Origin of the sequence: Bacillus sp. FJAT-44742 (genome assembly GCF_002797315.1) — a bacterium.
GTDB lineage: Bacteria > Bacillota > Bacilli > Bacillales > Marinococcaceae > Thalassorhabdus > Thalassorhabdus alkalitolerans.
The window spans coordinates 2,897,484-2,922,354 of the sequence record NZ_KZ454936.1; the positions used below are offsets into that span (position 1 = coordinate 2,897,484).

Genomic DNA, 24,871 nt, shown 5'->3' on the forward strand with positions numbered 1-24,871 from the left:
GGTTCGCTTTTCCATGGCTGCCGTCATAATGGACTTACCCGATGGAACCTTCCATTTCAAAGCGGATAAGACGGTTCATCTCTACCGCATACTCCATTGGCAGTTCTTTTGTAAATGGTTCGATAAAGCCCATTACGATCATTTCTGTCGCTTCTTCTTCAGAAATTCCGCGGCTCATCAAATAAAATAACTGATCCTCTGACACTTTAGAAACTGTCGCTTCGTGCTCAAGAGTAATGTTGTTATTAAGAATTTCGTTGTAAGGAATTGTATCGGAGGTAGACTCGTTGTCCATGATAAGAGTATCACACTCAATCTTGGACTTGGATCCTTCAGACTTACGTCCAAAGTGAGCAATTCCCCGATACGTTACCTTACCCCCGTGTTTAGAAATTGATTTTGAAACGATGGTTGAAGAGCAATTCGGTGCTAAATGCATTACCTTTGCACCGGCATCCTGATGCTGCCCTTTCCCGGCAATGGCAATGGAAAGAATTGTACCTTTTGCTCCTTCGCCTTTCATAATGACGGCTGGATACTTCATCGTCAGCTTTGAACCGATATTACCGTCAACCCACTCCATGGTAGCACCAGCTTCAGCAACTGCACGCTTTGTTACCAGGTTAAAGATGTTAGGTGCCCAGTTCTGGATGGTTGTATAACGGCAGTAAGCGTCCTTTTTAACGATGATTTCAACCACTGCACTATGCAGAGAGTTTGTGGAATAAACTGGCGCTGTACATCCTTCTACATAGTGTACAGAGCTGCCTTCATCCGCAATAATAAGTGTACGCTCAAACTGACCCATGTTCTCAGAGTTAATACGGAAATAAGCCTGTAGAGGTGTATCAGTTTTCACGCCTTTTGGAACATAGATAAAGGATCCGCCGGACCACACAGCTGAATTCAAGGCAGCAAATTTGTTATCCGATGGAGGAATCACTGTACCAAAGTGCTTACGGAAAATTTCTTCGTCCTCTTTCATCGCTGTATCCGTATCTTTAAAGATAATTCCTTGAGCTTCAAGGTCTTCTTGCATATTGTGATAGACCACTTCTGATTCATACTGAGCGGATACACCAGCAAGATATTTCTGTTCTGCTTCAGGAATCCCCAATTTATCAAATGTGTTCTTAATTTCTTCTGGTACTTCGTCCCAAGACTTTTCGGAGCGCTCAGAAGGCTTAACATAATAAGTGATCTCATCGAACTTCAATTCTGCAAGATCTCCGCCCCACTGAGGCATAGGCATTTTGTAAAACTGCTCTAGAGACTTCAACCGGAAGTTCAGCATCCATTCCGGCTCTTCTTTGATTTTTGAAATTTGACGGACTATCTCTTCAGTAAGCCCGCGCTCTGAACGATAAATCGATACGTCTTTGTCATGAAAGCCGTATTTATATTCGCCGATTTCAGGCATTTTCTTAGCCATGTGAAAACCCTCCTTAAAAGTAGCATGCGATGCATGCTTATAAAATCCCAAGTCCCGAAGTCAGCCTTCTGTACCTAACTTTCTTCTTCAGGTACAAAACGCCTTCTTCCTATTCTTCTTCGTTATTTAATCCTTTTTCCATGGCCTTCCATGCTAAGGTTGCACATTTAATTCGTGCAGGAAACTTCTGCACCCCTTGAAGGGCTTCTATATCACCAAGGTCGTATTTTTCATCATCATAATCTTCTCCCTGCATCATCTTGGAGAAAATATCTGCTAGTTCAAGCGCTTCTTCGACAGGTCTTCCCTTAATTACTTCAGTCATCATAGAAGCAGAGGATAAACTGATCGAACAGCCTTCACCTGAAAACTTAGCTTCAGAAATCTTTCCATCCTCCACTTGCATTTGAAGTTCAATGCGGTCTCCGCATGTAGGATTATTCATGTTCACTGTTAACGTATCTCCCTCAATACCTCCGCGGTTTCGGGGATTCTTATAGTGATCCATGATAACTTGCCGGTATAGGGTATCTAGATTGTTACTATGCAAAGACATCACCGAAATACTCCTTTGTTTTTATTAGGCCTTTCACTAGAGCATCAACATCTTCATCGGTGTTATATAAATAAAAGCTGGCACGAGCAGTTGCTGTCGCCTTCAGCCACCTCATTAGCGGCTGGGCACAATGATGGCCTGCCCGGACTGCTATTCCTTCAGAATCAAGAACGGTTGCCAGGTCATGAGGATGGACGTTGTCTACATTAAAAGTGACAATCCCAGCCCGTTTTTGCGGACCATATATCTGCAATCCTTTCACTTCGTCTTGAAGCCTTTCGATTGCATAATTGACGAGCTTCGTTTCATGCTCTTCAATATTATCAAGCCCTATTTCGTTCAGAAAATCAATGGCTGCTGCCAGACCAATGGCTCCTCCGATAATTGGGGTTCCACCTTCAAACTTCCACGGAAGCTCCTTCCAGGTAGATTCCTGCCAATCAACAAAATCGATCATTTCGCCGCCAAATTCAACGGGCTCCATGTTATTCAGCCACTGTTTTTTACCATACAATACCCCGATTCCAGTTGGCCCACACATCTTATGACCGGAAAATGCCAGGAAATCACAATCTATATCCTGCACATCCACTTTCATATGAGGAATGCTTTGTGCGCCATCTATTACGGATACTGCCCCTTTTTCATGAGCGATAGACGTAATTTCTTTTACCGGATTGATTGTACCTAATACATTGGAAACCTGGATTACAGCTACAATTTTTGTATTATCCGTAACCGTTTCTCTTACATCTTCAAGAGAAATGGATCCGTCTTCCTGCATAGGAATATACTTCAAAGTGGCTCCTGTAGCCTTAGCTGCCTGCTGCCAGGGAATGATATTACTATGATGCTCCATTTGTGTAATAACAATCTCATCGCCTTCTGAGAGGTTGTCGCGGGCGTAGCTTGAAGCTACCAGGTTAAGGGCAGCTGTTGCCCCCCTCGTAAACACGATCTCTTCTGTACTTTTGGCATTAATGAAAGCCCTGACCTTTTCCCTTGCTCCTTCATAGCCTTCAGTAGCCAGTGTTCCTAGGGTGTGGACACCACGGTGTACGTTGGAGTTATACCGGCGGTAATAGTCATCCACCTTCTCAATCACCTGTACAGGCTTTTGAGAAGTGGCTGAGCTGTCTAAATATACTAAAGGATGGCCATTGACCTCCTGATCCAAGATGGGAAACATCTTGCGGATTTCACGTACATCCATTAGTAAACCTTCCTTTCAATAAGTTCAGTAAGGCTGTTTCTTACAGATTCAATAGGCAGTTCGTTTACTACAGGCGCCAGGAAACCAAAAATAATCAAGCGTTCGGCTTCTGTACGGGATATCCCGCGGCTCATCATGTAGAACATTTGCATTGGATCAATTTGTCCAACTGATGCTGCGTGTCCTGCCGTAACATCATCTTCATCAATCAAAAGGATCGGGTTGGCGTCTCCCCGTGCTTTCTCGCTTAGCATAAGAACACGTTCTGTCTGTACTCCGTCAGACTTAGTTGCCCCATGCTCAATCTTTGTAATCCCATTGAAGATTGAGCTTGCTTTATCCTTCATGACTCCATGAGTCAAGATATATCCACGGGAATTCTTGCCGTAATGAACCATATTGGAAACAAAGTTTTGGCTCTGCTCCCCGCGTCCGATGGTCACTGTTTTCGTGTCTCCATAGGATCCATCTCCAACGAGGAGAGTAATGTTTTCAGAAACAGTATTTCCTTCGTTCATTTGGCCAAGCACCCAGTCAATTCTTCCATCTTTCTCTACGTGGCCACGACGGTTTGTGTAAGTGGTCACGCCTTTTTCGAAATTATCTACGCCGCAGAATGTAATGTTGGATCCAGGTCCTGCATATACTTCTGCTACATTATTTGCTACAGCTGCAGCTTCTTTATTAAATGACACGTAGTTCTCTATAAATGTCACCTTGCTGTTATCTTCAGCAGCCACAATCACATGGTTGAAAAGAGCAGCTTCCCCGTCCTCTTGCCAGTTAATCGTTTGAAGAGGCACTGTGATCTCTACGTTCTTTGGCACATAGAGGAAGGTACCGCCATTCATAAGAGCTACGTGAAGTGCAGTTAAGCGATGCTCATCTACATCAACCGCTTTGCCCATAAAGTACTTTTTCACAAGCTCTCCATGGTTTTGGACTGCTGTCTGCATATCGGTAAAAACGACACCCTGCTCTTCTAAAGCACTGCTTACATTTTTATAAACCGGAACCCCGTCACGATAAACAATTACATTTTGTTCACCAGAGCTCTTATCGATAAGCTTTTGAATATTTTCATCAAGGTCTTCCACTTTATCAAAAGTTTCAGAAGGCTTGCCCTCATGTTTAAATTCAGTGAAATTCCATTTTGTAATATTGGTCTTTTCCGGTTTTGGCAAACCAAGCTTTTCCGCAAGCTGATAGGCAGCCACTCGTTGTTCAGTCAGCCACTCAGGTTCGCCCTTTCCTTTTGAAAAATCTCTGATATATTGTTCGTCGAACGTCAACTTAGTATCCACTGACATGATATAACCTCCTACGCTTGCGTTTCTTGGCCGACTTTTTCATCTTCAATGCCAAGCTCTTCTTTAATCCAGTCATAGCCTTCTGCTTCCAGGCGCTCAGCAAGTTCTGCCCCGCCGGTTTTCACAATACGTCCTTGCATCATGACATGGACTTTATCAGGAGTGATGTAGTTCAATAGACGCTGGTAGTGAGTGATAATTAAACAGCCAAACTCAGGCCCTCTCATGTCGTTAACTCCATTAGAAACGACTTTTAAGGCATCAATATCAAGACCAGAGTCAATTTCATCAAGAATAGCGATCTTTGGTTCAAGCATAAGAAGCTGAAGAATTTCGTTACGCTTTTTCTCTCCACCGGAAAAGCCTTCATTCAGGTAACGCTGGGAGAAAGCCTGGTCCATATCAAGAACGTCCATTTTTTCATCCATTTTGCGGATAAATTTCATAAGAGAGATTTCTTTTCCTTCTTCTCGGCCTGCATTAATGGCTGAACGCATGAAATCAGCATTTGTTACGCCAGCGATTTCACTCGGGTACTGCATAGCCAGGAAAAGCCCCGCTCTTGCACGCTCATCTACTTCCATATCCAAAACGTCTTCTCCGTCTAAAAAGACTTTACCGCTCGTAATTTCATATTTAGGATGCCCCATAATAGCAGAAGCAAGGGTAGATTTCCCCGTACCGTTAGGTCCCATAATTGCGTGTATTTCCCCACCGTTAATTTCAAGGTTAAAATCTTTGATAATTTCTTTTCCTTCAATAGCTACATGAAGATTTTCGATCTTAAGGTTAGGTGCTGACATCTAAAAATACCTCCATATTTATAAATATAATGGGTGACTTGCATACCCCTTATTCTCAATTTATTCTCATTATAATTTTATAACAAATCCAAACTAAGTTCAAGGAGTTACCACTATCCCTGTGTTGTTAAACATAATCTTTCCCTAGTTTACCTTGAATAACTACTATGTTACAACTATCGCGGGCAAGAAGTTTCATCGTACCATATGTCCTGAAGATTGAATATATTTAAAAAAGTTCTCACTATGTGCCTTCCTGCCCGAAGGTGAGGATTTATTCTATGTTTGTAAACACGTATTTTTTTATTGTAACAAATCTTTGCAAAAAAGGAGAGAAGCGTTTAAGAAACCTGTCAGCTGGTCCTTCATATTTAAGGCAGAAAGGGACGTAAAAGAACAGAGGGGCACCGCCGCTCTGTTCTGTTTATACGCTCAATCTTACAACCCTTCTTCCATAGGACCCTTCACCTTACAGAAAGGCTGTTTTGAAAATTTTGCGCAAGTAAACATGTAACCGGGACACCCCTTCCCTTCTTGTAACATGACTGCCTAAGAAAAGGCGTTCAAATTAGTGAGTATTTTGCTGAAGGTCCTGAATGGCTTCTTGTACGAGAGTCACTGCCTGACTCATGGCAGCCCCGCCTCCAAAGGCAGCGGTCACTCCTAAGGCTTCTAATATCTCCTTTTCACTGCATCCCTGGTCCAGACATCCCTGTGTATGATAAATAATACAATACTCATCTTGTGAATATACACTTAGGCCTAGAGCAATCAGCTGTTTTTCTTTTTGAGACAATTCCCCTTCTTCAAAACACGCTTCAGTAAAAGCATTATATTTACGCGCAATATGAGGAATCTGCTCAGTAAAGTGTCCTAAACCCGCTTTGTAGTCATGCAATGCTTGTTGAATTAGTGATGTTTCCTGGTTATCCTGCGATTGATTCATTATCGTTCTCCTCCTTAATCTCCATATCAAACTTTAGGGTTTACAAAAATTCCATGTTCATACACAAAGAGCTCTTTTTCTGTAACCTGTGCCTTTCCTTTATTCTCAGGCGAATACAGGCCCTACCCTTTTCAGTGAGGAAGGACCTTACCGTTTCTTTACCATACATATAAAATAAGAGAATACGTTCATTAATAATAAAAAATGCCGGCTCCTTCAAGGAACCGGCATTTCACTCTATTATTATTCGTTAACAGGAACCACAGACCCATCATATTCTTCAAGAATAAAATCTTGAACCTCTTCAGAACGAAGCACTTCGACTAACGTTTGAATTGCTTCATTATCTTCATCGCCGCTGCGCACAGCAATAACATTCACATATGGGTTATCATCTGGAGATTCAATAGCAATAGCATCTTCAGCTGGTGATAAGCCGTGGTCGATCGCATAATTGGAGTTAATAAGAACAGCATCGCCTTCGTTATTATCAAAAGCCTGTGGAAGCATTGCCGCTTCTACGTTATCACGAAAATCAAGGTCTCTAGGGTTTTCTTCAATATCATCAATGGTAGCTTCCACACCTGCCCCTTCAGTTAAGGTGATAAGCCCTTCGTCTTCAAGCATGGATAAGATTCTTCCATGGTCAGCCACTGAGCTGCTCATGATAATTTCAGCACCTTCAGGCAAGTCATCTAAGCTGTCATACTCCTGAGAGTAAACACCAATCGGCTCAATATGAATTCCACCCGCATTTTCAAAATCATAGCCATGCTCCTCAATTTGAGACTCAAGGTATGGGATGTGCTGGAAATAGTTAGCGTCCAGCTCTTCTTGATCAAGCGCCTGGTTAGGAACGATATAATCATTAAACGTTCTAATATCAAGAGTAATACCTTCTTCTTCAAGTTGATCAGATGCAAATTCTAAGATTTCAGCATGAGGGACATTCGAAGCTCCAATTGTGAGCTCCTGCTCCTCTTCCTCTGTAGCATCAGTATCATCTTCTTCAACGCCCTCTTCTGCTTCTTCTACGTCAACCTCTGTGCCGTTACCTTCACCATCTCCTGCAGTATCGTCCTCCTCGGCTGTGCCGCAGGCTGCCAGAACAAGTACTAATGCAAACACAGATAAAACATGCAATAAATACTTCATGTACGTGTCTCCTCCTTTATCTTTTATCAATTGTATGTGTAAGCCGATCGCCAATCCATTGTAGAACAAATACAATAATCAGGATGGCAATGGTAGCCACTAAGGTAACATCGGGATTATTCCGCTGGAAACCCTCCCGGAAAGCTAAATCTCCCAGTCCGCCTGCACCAATTACTCCAGCCATGGCCGTATAGCTTACTAAAGCTATTGCTGTTACTGTAATACCGGAAATCAATGCTGGCATCGACTCAGGCAATAAAACTTTGAAAATAATCTGCTGCTGATTTGCTCCCATAGACTGAGCCGCTTCAATGACACCTTTATCCACTTCACGGAGTCCAATTTCAACCATACGGGCGTAAAATGGTGCTGCCCCGATAATAAGTGCCGGCAAGGCCGCGCTTGGCCCAAGCATTGTCCCTACTATAATGGTTGTCAGGGGAATCAGCAGGATAATTAATATAATGAAAGGAATAGACCTGAATAAATTTACAAAACCAGCAATAATGCTGTTTATAAACCTGTTTTCCCACAGGTTCCCCTTGCCCGTAAGGTAAAGGAGAAGTCCTAGTAAAATACCAAGAACAAACGTAGCTGCTACCGATATAAGACTCATATAAATCGTTTCTACAGTAGCATCCCACATCCGCTCCCAATGTACATTCGGAAACAGAGTCTCAATCATTTTTTAACACCTCCGCCTCCACTTGCTGCTCTTTAATAAACTGAAGAGCACTTTGCAAATTGCTTTCCGTTCCATCCAGACGGACAAACAAGGTGCCATAGCTCCCTTCCCTTGTCTGTGAAATCTTTCCTTGAAGAATATTAACACTCACCTGGAACTTCTGGATGATTTCAGTCATTAAAGGCTGTTCGGCATCATCACCTACAAAGGTAAGCTTTAGGATGGGGCCGCCTTCTGTTCCTTTTAACAGTTCAGAAATTGCTTCCATTGTTTCTTCAGGTTCAGTAATTTGTTTCACAAATTCTTTGGTCATCTCTTGCTTAGGGTTGCGGAAGACATCAAGAACAGGCCCCTCTTCTACCACTTTTCCACCTTCCATAACCGCTACATGGTGGCAGATTTTTCGAATGACATGCATCTCATGGGTAATAAGGACAATGGTCAAGCCAAGCTTTTGATTAATATCCACTAGTAAGTCAAGTATAGAATCTGTAGTCTTAGGATCAAGAGCGGACGTCGCCTCATCGCACAACAGCACTTTAGGGTTATTCGCAAGAGCGCGGGCAATGCCTACTCTTTGCTTTTGTCCCCCGCTAAGCTGAGAAGGATAGGCATCCCCTCTTCCCTCCAGGCCGACTAGCTTAATAAGTTCGTTAACTCTTGCCCGCCTTTCTTCTTTTGGCGCTCCGGCAATTTCTAAAGGAAAAGCAATATTTTCGGCAACCGTTCGGGACCAAAGCAGATTGAAATGCTGGAATATCATGCTGATCTCCTGCCTGGCTTTTCTTAATGACCTTCCTTTTAAGTTGGACATATTATTGCCGGCCACAGTGACCTCGCCTTCACTTGGTCGCTCAAGCATATTAAGCATCCGAATCAATGTACTTTTGCCGGCTCCACTGTACCCAATGACACCATAAATTTCGCCTTCTTCTATTGTAAGGTTCACCCCGTCAACTGCAGTGACCGTTCCACTTTTTGTACTAAAAATCTTTTTTAAGTTTTTTAACGTAATCATATAGACCACCCTTGGGTATTTTAAATCCTATTATACTTATCTGGAAACTTAGTTCCCTTTCCGTTATAAGCACTTGATTTCCAGGAACCAAGTGCACCTTAATTAAAGAAGCTTTCTGCAGCTTCTTAATGTTTTCTTTTAAGTAACAAACAGCACAGAAACGAAAAAAACCTTCTGCTTATCAGTGAGCAGAAAGGTCCTGTATATGCGCCTTTCTCTCATCTTGCAACGCTCAGCGGGCATTGCAGGAATTGGCACCTTATCAACTCACATTGACGGTTGCCGGGCTTCAACGGGCCTTTCCCTCCACCACTCTTGATAAGAGCATTAAATTGTTTTCTACAATATTCAACACTAAATTGAATATTAGCACGGGAAATAAAGAGTGTCAACACAATGACAAGGTGGGTTATTTTACCTGGTCAGGTGCCTGGCACCTCAGCTTATTGTAATATTTCTTCCCCTTTATCTAAGGGGTTAGGCCTAATTTGTGTTACATCAAGGCCTTGGTGCCTGACACCAATTAAAAAAGCACCCATTTACAGGGTGCTTATGTACCGTTGATTAGTCTTCGCTAACCATTTCTTCATACTCTTCAGCGGACATAAGTTGGTCAAGCTCACTTTTGTCGGATGGCTCAACAACAATCATCCATGCTTTTTCATAAGGTGAGTCATTAACAAATTCAGGAGAATCGTCAAGGTCTTCGTTCACCTCTACTACTTTTCCGCTTACTGGCGCATACAATTCAGATACGGTTTTTACAGACTCAACGCTTCCAAAAGGCTCGTCTGCTTCTACTTCGTCTCCCTCTTCTGGAAGCTCTACAAAAACGATGTCTCCCAGCTCTGATTGTGCGAAGTCAGTAATTCCAATGCGGACTTTGCCGTCTTCCTCTTTTACCCACTCATGTTCCTCTGAATACTTTAATTCTTTTGGCAGATTCATAATTATCCCTCCATTTCAACTTCTTTTTTGAAAGTAGGCTGCCCTGACAGGCATTACCTCTTCCATAATTCCTCAAATTGCTCTTCTTTAAACCCTACTGACACCTTTGTTCCATCGGTTACAATGGGTCGTTTGAGGAGCATACCGTCTGAAGCCAGAATATCCAGAAGCTCGTCCTCACCCGCTGTCTTCACCTTGTCCTTTAGGCCAAGTTCACGGTATTTCTTGCCGCTCGTATTAAAAAACTTACGAAGCTCAAGTCCGCTCTTTTCATAAAGCTCCTTGACCTGGTCACGGCTGGGAGGATCTTCGACGATATGGTACTCATTATAATCGATACCATGCTCTTCTATCCAACGTTTTGCTTTTCGGCATGTGCCGCATGTAGGATACCCATAATACGTTAAGCTCATCTTTTACTTTCTCCCCTTTTTGATAAAATCCTTCTTTATTATATCTTATCTTTTAGCAGAAAGAGAAATAAGTAAATTTGTAAAAGGAACCTGGAAAAGCACAGTGTAAAAAGCTTGTTAAATGGACAAAGAAGCCCCATAGGGACTTCTTTGCCTCACTTAGCAGAGAGGAGATTACCTTTCAAAGAAAGGAGATATATTATATTGAGGTTATAAAACCCCAAATTGAATAACAAAGTTACACAACGTATTTTTCTTCTTTAAGGACACGTTCAGCGATTTCCCGCTTTTTCGTTACCACATTGATTGGAGTATGACGAACTAGCTTACGTAAAATGCCCAGCATGGACCGGAGGGTATCGCCTTCTTCCATGTGAACCAGAGATTCTTTTGCATTTGCTTCAATCCGGTTCATCGCTTCCTGGCAGAACACCTGGGTTAGCAAAAGCTTGTTGCCTTCTTTGCTTTCGCCATTTTTATTAATTGCTTTTTCTGTTCTGAGGATGACAGATTCCATGGCATAGATATCACTTACAATGTCAGCAACATTTATCAGAAGCTCTTGCTCTTTTTCCAAGTCTTGAGCATACTTTTGAGCTCCGTTTCCCGCCACCATGAGGAAGATCTTTTTCGCATTGCCTAGGAGATACTTCTCTTGTTCCAAAGCAGCATCACCAGGATCTTCCGGCATCATCATCATAAGCTCTTCCTGAAGCCCCTGGGCTTTCTCAAGGAGAGGAAGTTCTCCTTTCATTGCTTTTCTCATAATGGTGCCAGGCACCAGCATACGGTTTATTTCATTTGTGCCTTCAAATATGCGGTTGATGCGGGAATCACGGTATGCTCGTTCCACTTCATATTCGGCCATAAAGCCATAGCCCCCGTGAATTTGAACAGCTTCATCAACCACATAATCCAAAACCTCGGACCCGAAGAATTTATTCAAGGAGCATTCAATGGCGTATTCTGCAATTGATGTAGCAACCTTTCCTCCGTCTTCCTGTTCTTCATCTGTAAGTTTGCCAAGCTGCTCTTCAAAAAGCCCGCCTGTGCGGTAAATGGAACTTTCAGCCGCATAAGTCTGCACAGCCATCGTTCCAAGCTTTTCCTGAATGGCAGTAAATTTTCCGATCGGAGTTTTAAACTGCTTGCGCTCATTCGCATAAGCAGCCGCCAGCTCAATCCCTCGTTTTGAACCTCCTACACATCCTACCCCGAGCTTATAACGCCCTACATTTAAGATATTAAATGCAATCACGTGTCCCCGGCCGATTTCGCCAAGGACATTCTCGGCAGGAACCTTTGCATCTTCCAAAATTAAGGTACGCGTAGAAGAACCTTTAATCCCCATTTTCTTTTCCTCTGGTCCGGTGCTTACTCCGTCATACTCTTTTTCCACGATAAAAGCAGTGAATTTTTCTCCATCAATTTTTGCGTATACCACAAAGATGTCAGCAAAAGCGGAGTTCGTGATCCATTGCTTTTCCCCGTTTAGAATGTAATGTGTACCTTCTTCATTTAATACTGCAGTGGTCTTTGCTCCAAGAGCATCTGAACCAGAACTTGGCTCTGTCAGAGCATAGGCTGCAATTTTTTCTCCAGACGAGAGCGGAGGTAAATATTTTTTCTTTTGCTCTTCATTTCCAAAAAATACGATAGGCAGAGAACCAATTCCAACATGTGCCCCGTGGCTTAAAGAAAAGGCTCCAGCACGGGAGAATTTTTCTGTGATAAGAGAGGAACTGATTTTGTCCAGCCCCAGCCCTTCATACTTCTCGGGCACATCTGCTCCCAACAGCCCAAGTTCTCCGGCTTTAGTCAGCAGGTTGCGCGAAATGTCAAACTGGTGATTCTCTATTTCATCGATATGAGGAACAACCTCCCCCACAACAAACTCTTCTGTCGTTTTTGCTATCATTTTATGCTCTTCACTAAAATCCTCTGGTGTAAATACCTGGTCAGCTCTTACTTCTTCAATTAAAAATCCTCCGCCTTTAACCCCTAACTCTGTAGTGCTGCTCATTTTCATACCCCCATCTATATATTAAATAAGCTCAAAGACTCCAGCTGCACCCATTCCTCCGCCAATGCACATAGTAACGACACCAAACTGTTCACCACGACGTTTCATTTCATGGATGAGGCTTAATGTTAACTTTGTACCGGAACAGCCAAGAGGATGCCCAAGTGCAATTGCCCCGCCGTTTACGTTGACTTTATCGTAGTCTAAACCAAGCTTGCGAATAACATGGAGAGACTGAGATGCAAAGGCTTCATTTAGCTCAAACAGCCCAATATCGGAAAGCTCAAGTCCCGCTTGCTTTACTGCCTTTGGAATGGCTTCCACGGGTCCTACCCCCATGATTTCCGGGCGAACACCGGCCACGGCAAAAGATTTAAATTTGACTAACGGAGTTAATCCGTCGGCTTCTGCTTTTTCACGATTCATAACAAGAACAGATGCTGCTCCATCACTCATTTGTGAAGCGTTCCCCGCTGTAACAGAGCCTTTCGGATGAAAAGCCGGGCGCAGTTTTGCAAGAGTTTCTTTCGTCGTACCTTCCCTTACACCTTCATCTCTGGAAAATGTCACTGCTTTTTCCTGCAGCTTATGATCCGCCCCTACTGAACGCAAGGTGACTTCTACAGGAACAATTTCTTCGTCAAATTTTCCTTCTTTTATAGCACGAGATGCCCGATTATGACTTTCAGCGGCAAACTCATCCTGGTCTTCACGGCTGACATCAAATTCCTTGGCTACTTGTTCTGCCGTATAACCCATCCCCATGTAATATTCAGGCATTTCCTCTACGATGGTAGGGTTAGGAGAAATCACGTGCCCCCCCATCGGGATTAGACTCATAGACTCAGCCCCGCCGGCAATGATAGTTTCAGAGTTTCCTAGCATAATTCGCTCGGCGGCGTAAGCGATGCTTTGCAGACCAGACGAACAATACCTATTTATAGTTATCGCAGGTACGTTAACAGGAAGGCCGGCCAGTGCAGAAATGTTACGTGCAAGGTTCATACCTTGTTCCGCCTCAGGCATGGCACAGCCAATAATTACATCTTCTACTTGCGACGCATCAAAATTATTTGCTCTTTTTAAGGTTTCCTTTATGGTTAAAGCGCCAAAATCATCAGGGCGCATTGTAGCAAGTGTTCCTTTTTTTGCTTTTCCGACCGGGGTACGTGCCCCAGCCACAATCACCGCTTCCTTCAAGACCCTTCCCTCCATTCTTCTTCATATATCAGTCTAGTTACGTAACGGCTTTCCTTTTGTCAGCATGTGCTGCATTCTTTGCTGGGTTTTTGGCTCTCCCACCAGGCTTAAGAAAGCTTCACGTTCGAGGTCAAGCAGGTACTGTTCATCTACTTCAGTTCCTTTGGCTACACGGCCACCGGCTAAGACGAATGCCAGCTTTTGGGCAATTTTCACGTCGTGGTCAGAAACCATTCCTCCATACTGCATGGTTTTTGCGCCGAGCAGCATCGCAGCATATCCAGATTCCCCAACTACCGGAATCTTTTTACGTTGCGGCGGACGGTAGCCCGCGTCATGTAAAAAGATGGCATGCTGTTTTGCATTGTGGATTGTATGATCTCCATTAAAAGTTACACCATCTCGGGAGCTTAAAAATCCATTTTTTCTGGCTTCATCAGCTGACGTGGAAACCTTCGCCATAGCAATCTTTTCAAATGTGTCATTTGCCACAGCCTGTAAGTCAATTGCCGCACCTTGCGGAAGGCTTTCAATTCCACGCAGATAAAGCTCTTTGTTACCTCCGCCGCCAGGAATTAATCCCACACCAACTTCAACAAGACCCATGTAAGTCTCTGAAGAGGCTTGAATGCTTGCTGATGGAAGGCAGATTTCCGTTCCACCTCCGAGAGTCATTCCATGGGGAGCAGTGACCACCGGACAGTTTGCATACCTGATCCTTGCCATCGTCTTTTGGAATTGACGAATCACCATGTCGATTTCAAAAAAGCCGCCGTCTTGCGCTTCCATTAAAATCATCATCAGGTTAGCACCCACACAGAAATTCTTCCCGTGGTTTCCAATAACCAGTCCTTTGTAGTTCTTTTCTACTTCATCGATGGATTTGTTAATCATCTGCAGCACATCAGGGCCGATAGAATTATTTGGAGAATGGAATTCCAGACAAGCTACCTCGTCACCAATATCAATGAGTGAAGCTCCATTATTCTTCATGATGACATTTGAGTCATCTGATTTAAGCGTTTTCAAATTAATTGCTTTTTTATTCTTTACAATCTGTTTGTATTCTCCGTTATGATAAAACTCTTCTTTGCCACGGTAAAAAGAGGTATGACCGTTCTGAAGCATCTCCTTCACCCATGCAGGAACACTTCTTCCCTCTTCCTCCATCTTTTCAACAGATTTTTCCAGCCCAATGGCATCCCAGGTTTCAAACGGGCCCATTTCCCATCCAAACCCCCATTTGATCGCTTGATCAATGGCAAGAAGATCATTTGCAATTTCATCAGCTTTTTCAGCTGAATAGATAAGCACAGGTGCAAGTACGTTCCATATAAACTGACCTGCTTTATCATCTGCATATACAAGGACTTTCAATTTATCAGGGAGCTTTTTCGCTTGTTTTGCTTGTTCAGTTGCTGCTGTTTTTACCTTTTTTCTTGGGACATACTCGAAGCTTTCGGGATCAAGCTCTAATATCTCACTGCCTTTTTCACCCTTCTTCTTCACAAAGAACCCTTGCCCTGCCTTGCTTCCGATCCAGCCTTTCTCCGCCATATCTTTCATAAATTGAGGAGGATCAAAAGTTTCTTTTTCTTCTCCTTCCACCTGGTCATATACATTTTTTGCCACGTGCAGGAAGGTATCTAATCCAACCACATCAAGTGTTCGGAAGGTTGCACTTTTCGGCCGTCCGATTGCCGGACCTGTAATGGAATCTACTTCCCCGACAGAAAATCCGGATTTCAACATTTCCTGAACTGTAACAAGAAGCCCATAAGTTCCTATACGATTTCCTATGAAGTTAGGCGTATCTTTCGCTTCCACTACGCCTTTCCCAAGTGTATTTTCGGCAAATTCCTTCATAAAGGAAAGCACTTCTTCACTCGTATCTTTCGTAGGAATGATCTCAAGAAGCTTTAAGTAACGAGGCGGGTTAAAAAAGTGCGTACCCAGGAAGTTGGATCTGAACTCAGGTGAGCAATCTTCAGACATTGCTTCTATAGAAATTCCTGAAGTATTTGAGCTGACAATGGTGCCTGGTGTAATGTTAGCTTCTACTTCAGCAAAAACTTTTTTCTTAATTTCAAGATTTTCAACGACAACTTCAATCACCCAGTCAACCTCTGATAATCGTTTCATATCATCTTCCATGTTTCCGGGTTCAATAAGAGTAATATTTTCTTTTACAGTAAGGGGAGCGGGCTTTTGCTTTAACAGCTTCTTCACAGCTGTTGTACTTAACCGATTCTTTACCTGTTTATGGTCGATCTCCAGGCCTTTTTCTTTTTCTTCATTTGTAAGTTCCTTTGGCGCAACGTCCAATAGAAGGACAGATATTCCAATGTTTGCAAGATGTGCTGCAATGCCCGATCCCATAACTCCTGAACCGAGAACAGCGACTTTGTTAATGCTGCCTTTCATCGTCTTCCTCCCTCTCCTTGAATGAATACTCATTCATAATATAAACAAAAAAATTAACCACTTTCTGAATGGCTGTTCATTTCTATCCTTACTATAAATTATATTCCTGATTATATCAATACTGTGCTTACAGAAAATTATTATTTTTTTGAGTCCTCTACAAAGATAGTTGTTTTTTCTTGTGGTCGACAGAAAAATTGTCTTTACTCTATACATTTGAACATTGTTTCTATTTCACTTTTATAATTTTTTTGTATAGCTTCTTCCTCCATTCCTCAAACTAAATACGTGTTTATATAAAAAGGAGGTTGTTTTATGCAGCAGCAAAGCGAACAAAATCAGCAGCAGGTAATGCCTCAACCGCCGAATGTCGTTACGACAAAGGACGAAATTTACATTACTGACATGTTGTCATGGAATCTTTTAGCCGCCAAAAAGTCCCATTATTTTGCACAACAGTGTACAGATACTGATGTTAAAAGCGCACTCGAAAGTGTATCACAAATGCACGTACGCCACTACCAGCAGATCCTTTCTCACCTTCAATCTAACAATCAGCCTATTCAACCTACTCAATAAGGAGGCAAGAAACATATGACACAGCAAAGTAAAATACAAAATCAAGAAACTCAAGTTCCTAAGTCCCCAGCCATGAATGACCGGGACTTCCTAAATGATATTTTGACTACGGAAAAGTATATGACTTCCTCTTACAGTATCGCTTTAAACGAGGCAAGTCATGAATCTCTTTATCAGGACTTGGCTGCCATTATGAATGAAACTCAGGATTCCCAGCGCCACTTATTCAATGTCATGTTCGAAAAAGGGTGGTACAGCTTTGATGCCGCTCAGCAAAATTCCTTACAACAGAGCTTTCAGCAGTTCACCGGTTATAACAACCAGCTGCCTAGCGGCGGGTTGACTCAATAAGAAAAAAGATAATCCTGCAAACAGCTGCAATCTTCAAGCTGTATGCAAACAAAAGCAGCCCTTCTGCATCGCTCTTTGGCTTGGTAGGAGCGGAAGAAGGGCTGTCCTGCTTATTAATCTTCTTTCTCTTTCTTTCTATTAGCTTCATTCAGCCTTTTGATTTCCCCTGCCAATTCTCTCATGCTTTCCTTTGCATCCGGGTAAGACTCAATCCAATGTCTTGTTAATGGAGGCATGTTTTTAGAAATATGCATATAAAGGGCCCAAGTTTCTACTTTTTTCTTAAGCTCCGGAGTACTTTCTCCAAGCAAGAGTTCAGTGTATTTTTCTAGTAACCCATCCACCTGTTCTTGAAATTGTTTATCCATTTCCTCCTCCTCCTTTCTCTTTACTTTTCTACACACATAAATACATCTTTTGTTCAAACACCTGACAAATAGTTCTCTGTAATTTTATAAAATTGTGGTAAAATAGTGCTAGATTTTATTTTTTTTATTGGGGGAGACACCATGAAAAATGAGCTCTCAAGGTTAAAAAGCAGGCTCCAGCATAACGCCCACGGCCTGGCAGAAGCAATCACTGAAAAAATTGACAAGCAAAAAGCAATAGAAACAAATGACAGTTCTAGCGCTCTCTTTCATGTGCGTCTCGAATTAATCAACCTTATTGCTGAAGGCCTTGTTGCTTCAAAAAAAGAATTAAACAATGATATAAGAGAGTGGGCTGACAAAGCAGGGATGCTGGCTGTACAGGAAAATCGCTCCTTGTCTGAAGCTTTATCAAGCTTATCCCTCTTTCGGAAAGTAATTTGTAAAGAAGCAGAAAAAGAGATTAAAGACAACAACCTGTCCTATGGATTAGCTTTTAAAATCACTGATATGATATGTGATCTGATAGATATTACTACAATTGCTTATAGCGAACAATATATCAATTATTATAGTGAAGAGCTTGAAAAAGCCACTATCCAAATACAGGAAGACAAGCAGCTGATTAAAGATTTATCCGCTCCTATTATTCCATCAATTGTACCGAACACGATCCTGATCCCACTTACAGGGCAATTGAACTCTGAAAGAATAGAACAAATTCGTGAGAAAGTAGTTAACAACATCAAAGCCTATAAGGCCGACACTGCAATCATCGACTTTACAGGAGTTCATTTGAAAAATCAGGAAGACTTTTCACTTGTTGAAATTGCACGTCAGATTGATTTGATTACCACCTCTCTCGGTTTAATGGGAGTAGAAACGATTTACGTAGGCTTTTCCACTCATTTGGCCCAGGAAATTGTAGGCAGTGGTGTTCAGATTAAAGCAAAGACTTTTTCAAATTTCCGCCTTGGGCTTCAATATCTCAGTGCAAAAAAAGGCTACAAGCTGACATCGATATGAAAAAGGGTGAGCCCCACGGGCCACCCTTTTTCATGTTACAACCAGATCAGCTTTTACTTTCTTTTTTCACAGCAGCTTCCAACGACTGAATAAATGTAATATTTAAATGAACGTCAAGCTCATGAAGCCGCTTTGCCTGTTTAGGAGTCACTCCGGTAATTACTACCTTCTTCCCCATGTAAGTAAGAGACTGAAACATGTTTTTAAGCACCGCCAGCCCCTCTCCCTTTATTTCTCCAATAGCTGTAAAATCAAATAAAAGATTAGTTGCAGGCCGTTCGTAAGAAGCCGCAAGAATTTTTTCTCGAATAACGTTCATTTTGTCCTCATGAACCTCACCATACAAAGGTATGAGTGCCAAATCTTCGGCAACCTCAATAAAGGGTGCTGAAAGCCTGTCATTTTCAATCAATGCTTGCTCAAGCTTTTCTTTTTCCTTTAATAGTTCAAAGTTAGTATCCTGAAGGCGAGTTCTAAGCTCAGCCAGCATATCCGTAACTCTTCTTATCGATTCTTCTTTTATATGAATAAAGACTTTGCCGTGCAGCTCACTTTCCCATCCTGCATATAAATCAGCCAGCAACACTTGTTCTTTCTGATTAATAACGTTTATTTCCAGCTTCCTTTTCCCCTGATCCGGGTGCACTTGCTGCTTAACCTTATCTCTGCTCTCCCTCTCAATCACATCCAGCAATGAGAAATTGACATTGAATTGCGCTTCGGCTTCGGGAGAGCAGCCAAGAATTTGAAGGTTTTTATCTATTATAAAGATAGGAAGCGCCAATTGCTCGTTAACTTGTTGCATTTATATCCCCTTCTCTCCCATTATCAAGCCAATATTGCAAGCCTCTTAAATCTTCTAACACTATCACTTTTTTTTCTGAATAAGAATCAAAGTCATGCTTTTTTGTCATCCGTCCGCCAATAATAATTACAGGCTCAAAATCCACTTCCTGAAAAGCTTGTAAAAATTCTTTCAGCTTTGGCAGACGGTATGAAAGGGCAACTGATACGCCTATCACTTCCGGTTTCCATTCATTTATAAAATGCAGCGCATGATGTAAAGGGAGGTTCGGACCCAAATACCGGACCGTCCACCCTTGATCTTTAAACACGGAAGCAGCCATCTTCAATCCTAGATAATGCTGCTCTTCCTCTACCCCTAGCAACATAACCTTTTTTTCGTTAGGGAGGGTTATTTTATTTCTGAAATAAACATTTTCCATTTGTGAGATAACCATATCACATATCCCAGTAGCCAAGTGTTCATCTGCTACTGATATTTTATTCAATTCCCATAACTCGCCAATATGATACATAGCAGGAGTGATCATATCTTCATAAATGGAAAGCCTATTATCATCGTTACATAATTCTTGCAAGTACACTATGGCTTGCTTTTCCTTTCCCTCCAGGAACAGATGGGCCAGCTTTTCTGGTTGCGGGTTCACATCCGTCACCTCTGCTTTCTCAGCTGTTTTTCAACCATTGGATAGCTTGCTGCAGATATATAAGAAAGGCTTGTTCTCTTTCCTTATCCACTTTTCCAGGAATTACTTTTATGAGTCTTTCAAAATTATCTATGATTAAGTAAGTTCCGACATTACGGCTGGTTAACACGTTTTCCAGCCACTTGGTGTAGTCAAGAAAAACGTTACTGTCCCTTAATTCATATGTTGTTTCTAAATGATCAAGGTGATGATAGTTGTCTTCCTCTGTTTTTATCCTGCCATGTTCCCCAAACTTTTCCCATAAATAGGGGTATGCTTTGTATATGGCCTCCGACACTTCTTTTACAATCTTTTCTTTGGTTTCTTTGCTCATTCAGCTACTACTTTATATTGGCCGACTTTTGGGACGATCGAAGCTAGTTCCTTGTCCGGATATTTCTTTTCTAGTTCATGAATCTTCTTATATTCATCACTTGTTACCCAAGAGAGATAATCAGCTTTACTCTCCCATTCTAGATGGACTGTCAGCTCTCCTGGCTTCTTATCATTTTGTAAAAGCTGAAATGTTCGAAACCCTTTAGCCTTGTCGACTGCTCGCGAGCGATTCCGATAGATATCTATTACTTCATCAGCCTTTTCACTTGGGACGGTAACAGTTGAGGTGACAATGTACATGAAAAATCTCCTTTATTGTATCTTCTCTATTGTATTTCCCATTCTATCACGTAATAATATATGTTGCAGAAAGAACCCTTTCTTGGAGTTTTGCAGAAATCCACATAAAAAAACCGAGGATTTTTCCCCGGTTATTCTTCGCTATTTTAACGGGCTTTTTATATAGTGTTCCTCTTGTTCACTAGCCTTTTTCTGTTCAATGTGCTGTGTAATCAGAACACCGTAAAGCATCGAAAATACGAAGCCGCCAAAGCCGACAGATTGGAGTATAATTTGTGCTGTTTCAGTAAACTGATAGGCACCTATAAAAAATAAAAAGCCAAACGACATCATCATTAATAAGGCCCAAAACAATGGTTGTTCTTTCATGGTAGTCATCCTTTCTTTCAATAATTTATTATATGAACAGTTGTTCTCTGCAAAAAAGATGTATTTTATATTTCCTTAGAATGCCTCTGTTAAACCTTTTCTTCTGAAAACAAAATATTCCTTCAATTAAACCATTTGAAGTTTTAATATTCTAAAAAATCAGTATACTTTTGAGGATTTTAGTTGTTTAGAGATAAATCGTTCATATACTTTCGTTTGTCTACCGAGGGTAAATGGAAAAAAACGGAACAGGAAATTAAGTTATTTCTAATAATAATACAGGAATAAAACCTATAGGTCAATAATATATTTTAACTTTTTTGTGACTTCTTTTAATCGTTGATGAAAAATGGCACCCCCAGGAAGCTTCATCGACCGTTTTATGAATAAAAAAAGGACCCTATTATCGACTTACAATAATTGGATCCATCTTTTCCTTCATTAAACTGGGTAGTCCAAGACTTTCTAATTTCCATAACCTAAAGTCCCTAACTCCGTTTCGACAGTCTGTATGTGTGACCCTGAAAAAAAGCCCTCTCCAAAGCTGGCATATGCACCTTACGGTACGTGGCAGCCCTTTTTCCAAGTGTCCCCAAAGTCTGCTTCTCAGGACACGCTCTATTTATATCTATTCTTCTTCTGCGATATTTACAAAGATATCTTCAGTGGAAGGCTGTTCATCAATATAACCAGTTTCAACCAGCCATTCAATAGTTTCCTCCCAGGATTCTTCGGTCTGGCTCCCAAAAGGTTCTCCTTCCTCTTCCATGAGAGAAAGCAAAATGTCCAGACTTTGCTCCTCTACTTCGCGGACAAGAGGAAAGTTTTCCTGGTCTTCATGTCCAAAAAGAATATCTAGACTTTCATCAGGATTCTCTTTCATGTATTCATAACCCCGGCTGGCAGCTTCCCAAAAACGGTGAATGACGTCTTCATTTTCGTCAAAGTTATCTTCATTTGTAACCATCACCAGCTCGTAAAATGCCGGCACTCCGTAATCTACTGGATCAAAATAGCCAACTTCGTGCCCCTGATGCTCCAGTACAGGGACTTCATGGTTGATGTAGGCCCCGATAACTGCATCAGCCCGTTCTGTCACAATGGAAGAACCAAGTTCAAACCCGACATCAATCAGCTCTACTTCTTCAATGTTTCCCCCGTCCTCTGTAACCATCGTTTCAATAAGAGGTTCATTTACTGGTATACCAGGATATCCTACCTGCCTTCCTTCTAAATCACTTGGTGACTCTATTCCCGAGTCCTCCAGGTAGACGATATGGTTGAGAGGAGAACGGACAATAGCTGCAACAGAAATCACGGGGATTCCTTCGTTCCTTGCTGTAATCACGTCAGGCTGGTATGTAATGCCAAGAGTTACTTCCCCTGTAGCAGCTAAATTCAGAGGGTCTGTAGGATTGGCTGGAAAAATAAGATCCACCTCTACACCTTCCTCTGCAAAATATCCCTGTTCCTGAGCTGCATATAAGTAACTGTGCACTGCGTTAGGATACCAGTCGAGCATAACCTCTATTTGCTCCAGTTCATTTGATTCTTCTCCTGCCTGCTGTTCCTCTTCCTCTCCATTGTTTGTCACTTCTTCCGGACTCTCAGTGTCTTCTTCTTCCTGTCCATTACACCCAGCCATCAGAAAGAGAGAGAGAGCTGAAGCTCCAGCCAGTGACCTGGTGAGTAGTTTTCTTTTCGTCATTTTACATTCCTCCATTTTGTTGTGGCTGTTTCTATTAGTTTAATGCTAAGAAACAATAGAATCCCGAGAACAGATAACAGCACAATCGGGGCAAAAACCCCGGCTCCGTCCATTTGTGTCATCATTCTCCGGCTGAAATACCCAAGTCCTGCGCTCGCTCCAAGCCACTCTCCAATAGCCGCACCGATTACGCTTAACGTAACGGCCACCTTCATTCCTGAAAAAAAGTAAGGAAGGGCGGAAGGCACCTGGACTTTGAAAAAAATCTGTCTGGATGAAGCTCCCATCGTTTTCAATAAGTCTTCAATTTCCCTGCTTGTGGATCGCAATCCGTCAAATGAACTGACCGTAATAGGAAAGAATGTTATCAGTACCGTAACAGCAACTTTGCTCCATATGTCATATCCAAACCAGAGGACAAAAATTGGAGCCAGAGCTATAATCGGAATCGTTTGAGAAGCTATAACAATTGGATAAAAAGTCCTTTCGGCCAACTGGCTCCTGGACATAAGGACAGCCAGGCCGGTCCCAAATACAACTGAAATGCCAAGTCCTATCAGGATAATTTGCAATGTGGCCCACAGGTGCACAGTAAATAACACATCTCTTAATTCCCAAAGTCTGCTTAAAATACCAGAAGGCGCAGGGAGGATATAGGGTTTATCGTAAATCCTTGCGCCTATTTCCCAGCCAATAAAGAAAAGCAATGCTAGTATCCCGGCTCCTCCATACGACACCCAGCTTTTTAACCTGGCGGAAATCATAGCTCTATCCTTACCCTCATCTTTTGCAGAAGTCTCTGTTTAAGCTCCATAAAAACAGGGCTGCTTCTGCTTTCTTCTGTTCTTGGGCTGGGAAGAGTGACATCAATAGTCTCAAATTTTGTTTGTATTGGCGGAGGAGTGAGCATAAAAATTCGATCAGATAAAAAGATTGCTTCTTCCACATCATGAGTGATAAATATAATGGTCTTTTCCCACTTTTCCCACTGCAGTAAGAGCCACTCCTGCATCATAAAACGAGTCATAGAATCGAGTGCGCTGAAAGGCTCATCTAATAAAAGAATATCAGCTCCTCCAAGGATGGCCCGTAAAAAGGAGACTCTCTGCCTCATTCCGCCGGAGAGCTGCTGAGGATAGACATTTTCTTTTCCTTCCAGGCCAAACTCCTTCATGTGAGAGAGCACCTGTTTCTTTGCTTCTTTTCTAGGTGCTCCTTGCAGCTCCAAAGGCAGCACACCATTTTCCAAAACCGTCCTCCAGGGCAGCAGGAGATCCTGCTGCGGCATGTATCCTACTTTTCCCAGCCTGTTTTTTTCTTCTTTTTGATAAATAGAGATGCTTCCGGTATCAGGCTGTTCCAGTCCTGTTGCCAGACGGAAAAAAGTAGATTTTCCAGAGCCGCTTGGACCGAGTATGCTTACAAATTCCTTTTCTTTGACGCTGACCGTAACGTTTTCAAAGATAGACAAGGAAGATGGAGGTTTTCCTTTGTAAGAAAAAGACACATTGGAAAAAGAAAGATGATCCCTTGCGGCTTGACTACTCATCTGCCGGCCACATCTCCTGGTTGTAGGCCATGTCCCAGAACATAAATTCAAATCGGGTTGTATTTAAGAAAATATCCTCAATCCGAGCTAACTCATGTTCAGGTTTTCCTTCTGTTAAATCGTCAAGAAGATCAATGGTCCACTTCGCTAATTCCTGAAATTCATCGTCCGCATACATGCTGATCCAGTCACCGTAAAATTCATGCTCAGCGGCTCCCGGTATTTTGCTTAATTCTTTTCCAATCTCAGCATAGCTCCACATGCATGGAAGCAAGGCGGCCACTAACTCTGCCAGCCCTTCGTTCTGACCGACATGAAGCATGTAATGAGAATAAGAAAGTGTCATTGCAGCAGGCTCTGCGTTTTCCAGCTCTTCTTCAGAAATATCGAACTTCTTTGCATATTGACGGTGAAGACTCATTTCAGTATTCAGCGTTGAATCAAGAAGTTCAGCAAATTTCCCCATCGTTTTTAGATCGTTCGCTTTTACGGTGCCGATTGCAAAAAGTTTAGAGTAATCTATTAAATATAAATAATCCTGTATCATATAGTAGCGGAACTTTTCCTTATCAAGTGATCCGTTTCCCATTCCTTGCACAAAAGGGTGTTCATGATTCTTTTTCCAAATTGGCTGGACCTTTTCGTATAAGCGTTCACTAAATTTCATTT

The 24,871-nt window shown here is 42.1% G+C and carries 27 protein-coding genes and 1 riboswitch; of the genes, 3 read left to right on the forward strand and 24 right to left on the reverse strand.

Going from position 1 to position 24,871, the window contains the following annotated elements:
• Positions 1-34: 34 nt before the first annotated feature.
• The 14 genes from sufB to CEF17_RS14415 all read right to left on the reverse strand — a co-directional run bounded on the left by sufB (position 35) and on the right by CEF17_RS14415 (position 16,126).
• Positions 35-1,432, reverse strand: a complete 1,398-nt coding sequence (sufB, locus tag CEF17_RS14350; protein WP_100400130.1) for a Fe-S cluster assembly protein SufB — start codon at positions 1,430-1,432, stop codon at positions 35-37.
• Between the two features lie 109 nt (positions 1,433-1,541).
• On the reverse strand, positions 1,542-1,982 hold the full coding sequence (sufU, locus tag CEF17_RS14355; protein WP_100400925.1) for a Fe-S cluster assembly sulfur transfer protein SufU: 441 nt from the start codon (positions 1,980-1,982) through the stop codon (positions 1,542-1,544).
• Positions 1,975-3,201, reverse strand: a complete 1,227-nt coding sequence (locus tag CEF17_RS14360) for a cysteine desulfurase (protein WP_100400131.1) — start codon at positions 3,199-3,201, stop codon at positions 1,975-1,977. The genes sufU and CEF17_RS14360 overlap by 8 nt, the downstream gene beginning before the upstream one ends.
• On the reverse strand, positions 3,201-4,511 hold the full coding sequence (gene sufD, locus CEF17_RS14365) for a Fe-S cluster assembly protein SufD (RefSeq protein WP_100400132.1): 1,311 nt from the start codon (positions 4,509-4,511) through the stop codon (positions 3,201-3,203). The genes CEF17_RS14360 and sufD overlap by 1 nt, the downstream gene beginning before the upstream one ends.
• Positions 4,512-4,522: 11 nt before the next feature.
• Positions 4,523-5,314, reverse strand: coding sequence for a Fe-S cluster assembly ATPase SufC (sufC, locus tag CEF17_RS14370; RefSeq protein ID WP_100400133.1), 792 nt, complete (start codon positions 5,312-5,314; stop codon positions 4,523-4,525).
• Between the two features lie 568 nt (positions 5,315-5,882).
• Positions 5,883-6,260: a carboxymuconolactone decarboxylase family protein gene (locus CEF17_RS14375; protein ID WP_054636156.1), complete on the reverse strand. Its 378-nt coding sequence runs from the start codon at positions 6,258-6,260 to the stop codon at positions 5,883-5,885.
• A gap of 243 nt (positions 6,261-6,503) precedes the next feature.
• Positions 6,504-7,415, reverse strand: coding sequence for a MetQ/NlpA family ABC transporter substrate-binding protein (locus CEF17_RS14380; RefSeq protein WP_100400134.1), 912 nt, complete (start codon positions 7,413-7,415; stop codon positions 6,504-6,506).
• Positions 7,416-7,431: 16 nt separating this feature from the next.
• The gene (locus tag CEF17_RS14385; RefSeq protein ID WP_100400135.1) at positions 7,432-8,100 is read right to left on the reverse strand and encodes a methionine ABC transporter permease; all 669 of its coding nucleotides are present in this window, start codon (positions 8,098-8,100) and stop codon (positions 7,432-7,434) included.
• Positions 8,093-9,118: a methionine ABC transporter ATP-binding protein gene (locus CEF17_RS14390; RefSeq protein ID WP_100400136.1), complete on the reverse strand. Its 1,026-nt coding sequence runs from the start codon at positions 9,116-9,118 to the stop codon at positions 8,093-8,095. Before CEF17_RS14390 ends, CEF17_RS14385 begins: the two co-directional genes overlap by 8 nt.
• A gap of 215 nt (positions 9,119-9,333) precedes the next feature.
• Positions 9,334-9,443: riboswitch (SAM riboswitch) on the reverse strand.
• 239 nt (positions 9,444-9,682) lie between these two features.
• Positions 9,683-10,066 carry a glycine cleavage system protein GcvH gene (gene gcvH, locus CEF17_RS14395; protein WP_054636153.1) on the reverse strand — a complete coding sequence of 128 codons (384 nt, stop codon included), beginning with the start codon at positions 10,064-10,066 and terminating at the stop codon, positions 9,683-9,685.
• A 53-nt stretch (positions 10,067-10,119) separates the two neighbouring features.
• Positions 10,120-10,479: an arsenate reductase family protein gene (locus CEF17_RS14400; RefSeq protein WP_100400137.1), complete on the reverse strand. Its 360-nt coding sequence runs from the start codon at positions 10,477-10,479 to the stop codon at positions 10,120-10,122.
• 238 nt (positions 10,480-10,717) lie between these two features.
• Complete coding sequence (locus tag CEF17_RS14405; protein WP_100400138.1) at positions 10,718-12,502, reverse strand: acyl-CoA dehydrogenase family protein; 1,785 nt, start codon at positions 12,500-12,502, stop codon at positions 10,718-10,720.
• Positions 12,503-12,523: 21 nt separating this feature from the next.
• Complete coding sequence (locus tag CEF17_RS14410) at positions 12,524-13,702, reverse strand: acetyl-CoA C-acetyltransferase (protein WP_100400139.1); 1,179 nt, start codon at positions 13,700-13,702, stop codon at positions 12,524-12,526.
• Between the two features lie 33 nt (positions 13,703-13,735).
• Positions 13,736-16,126, reverse strand: coding sequence for a 3-hydroxyacyl-CoA dehydrogenase/enoyl-CoA hydratase family protein (locus tag CEF17_RS14415; RefSeq protein ID WP_100400140.1), 2,391 nt, complete (start codon positions 16,124-16,126; stop codon positions 13,736-13,738).
• Positions 16,127-16,441: 315 nt separating this feature from the next.
• On the opposite strand from CEF17_RS14415, the gene CEF17_RS14420 reads away from it, so the two are divergent.
• Together CEF17_RS14420 and CEF17_RS14425 are read left to right on the forward strand one after the other, a co-directional pair.
• Entirely contained in the window at positions 16,442-16,705 is a 264-nt protein-coding gene (locus CEF17_RS14420; protein ID WP_054636151.1) for a YvdQ family spore coat protein, read from the forward strand.
• 15 nt (positions 16,706-16,720) lie between these two features.
• Positions 16,721-17,056, forward strand: a complete 336-nt coding sequence (locus CEF17_RS14425) for a spore coat protein (protein ID WP_100400141.1) — start codon at positions 16,721-16,723, stop codon at positions 17,054-17,056.
• Between the two features lie 113 nt (positions 17,057-17,169).
• On the opposite strand, the gene CEF17_RS14430 is transcribed toward CEF17_RS14425, so the two are convergent.
• Positions 17,170-17,424, reverse strand: a complete 255-nt coding sequence (locus CEF17_RS14430; RefSeq protein WP_100400142.1) for a DUF2573 family protein — start codon at positions 17,422-17,424, stop codon at positions 17,170-17,172.
• Positions 17,425-17,565: 141 nt separating this feature from the next.
• On the opposite strand from CEF17_RS14430, the gene CEF17_RS20650 reads away from it, so the two are divergent.
• A complete protein-coding gene (locus CEF17_RS20650) occupies positions 17,566-18,450 on the forward strand; it encodes an STAS domain-containing protein (RefSeq protein WP_232725514.1) in 885 nt (294 codons plus the stop codon).
• 46 nt (positions 18,451-18,496) lie between these two features.
• On the opposite strand, the gene CEF17_RS14440 is transcribed toward CEF17_RS20650, so the two are convergent.
• The 9 genes from CEF17_RS14440 to tenA all read right to left on the reverse strand — a co-directional run bounded on the left by CEF17_RS14440 (position 18,497) and on the right by tenA (position 24,869).
• On the reverse strand, positions 18,497-19,255 hold the full coding sequence (locus CEF17_RS14440) for an STAS domain-containing protein (protein ID WP_100400143.1): 759 nt from the start codon (positions 19,253-19,255) through the stop codon (positions 18,497-18,499).
• A complete protein-coding gene (locus CEF17_RS14445) occupies positions 19,242-19,910 on the reverse strand; it encodes a cobalamin B12-binding domain-containing protein (RefSeq protein ID WP_232725515.1) in 669 nt (222 codons plus the stop codon). Before CEF17_RS14445 ends, CEF17_RS14440 begins: the two co-directional genes overlap by 14 nt.
• A 10-nt stretch (positions 19,911-19,920) precedes the next feature.
• On the reverse strand, positions 19,921-20,274 hold the full coding sequence (locus CEF17_RS14450) for a hypothetical protein (RefSeq protein ID WP_100400145.1): 354 nt from the start codon (positions 20,272-20,274) through the stop codon (positions 19,921-19,923).
• Complete coding sequence (locus CEF17_RS14455; RefSeq protein ID WP_054636145.1) at positions 20,271-20,576, reverse strand: antibiotic biosynthesis monooxygenase family protein; 306 nt, start codon at positions 20,574-20,576, stop codon at positions 20,271-20,273. The genes CEF17_RS14450 and CEF17_RS14455 overlap by 4 nt, the downstream gene beginning before the upstream one ends.
• A gap of 141 nt (positions 20,577-20,717) precedes the next feature.
• A complete protein-coding gene (locus CEF17_RS14460) occupies positions 20,718-20,945 on the reverse strand; it encodes a hypothetical protein (RefSeq protein WP_100400146.1) in 228 nt (75 codons plus the stop codon).
• A 628-nt stretch (positions 20,946-21,573) separates the two neighbouring features.
• Positions 21,574-22,653 (reverse strand): ABC transporter substrate-binding protein, encoded by a 1,080-nt coding sequence (locus CEF17_RS14465; protein WP_232725516.1) that lies wholly within the window; start codon positions 22,651-22,653, stop codon positions 21,574-21,576.
• On the reverse strand, positions 22,650-23,417 hold the full coding sequence (locus CEF17_RS14470) for an ABC transporter permease (RefSeq protein WP_100400147.1): 768 nt from the start codon (positions 23,415-23,417) through the stop codon (positions 22,650-22,652). The genes CEF17_RS14465 and CEF17_RS14470 overlap by 4 nt, the downstream gene beginning before the upstream one ends.
• Positions 23,414-24,202: an ABC transporter ATP-binding protein gene (locus CEF17_RS14475; RefSeq protein WP_100400148.1), complete on the reverse strand. Its 789-nt coding sequence runs from the start codon at positions 24,200-24,202 to the stop codon at positions 23,414-23,416. The genes CEF17_RS14470 and CEF17_RS14475 overlap by 4 nt, the downstream gene beginning before the upstream one ends.
• Positions 24,195-24,869: a thiaminase II gene (gene tenA, locus CEF17_RS14480; RefSeq protein WP_100400149.1), complete on the reverse strand. Its 675-nt coding sequence runs from the start codon at positions 24,867-24,869 to the stop codon at positions 24,195-24,197. Before tenA ends, CEF17_RS14475 begins: the two co-directional genes overlap by 8 nt.
• Between the last annotated feature and the right edge of the window lie 2 nt (positions 24,870-24,871).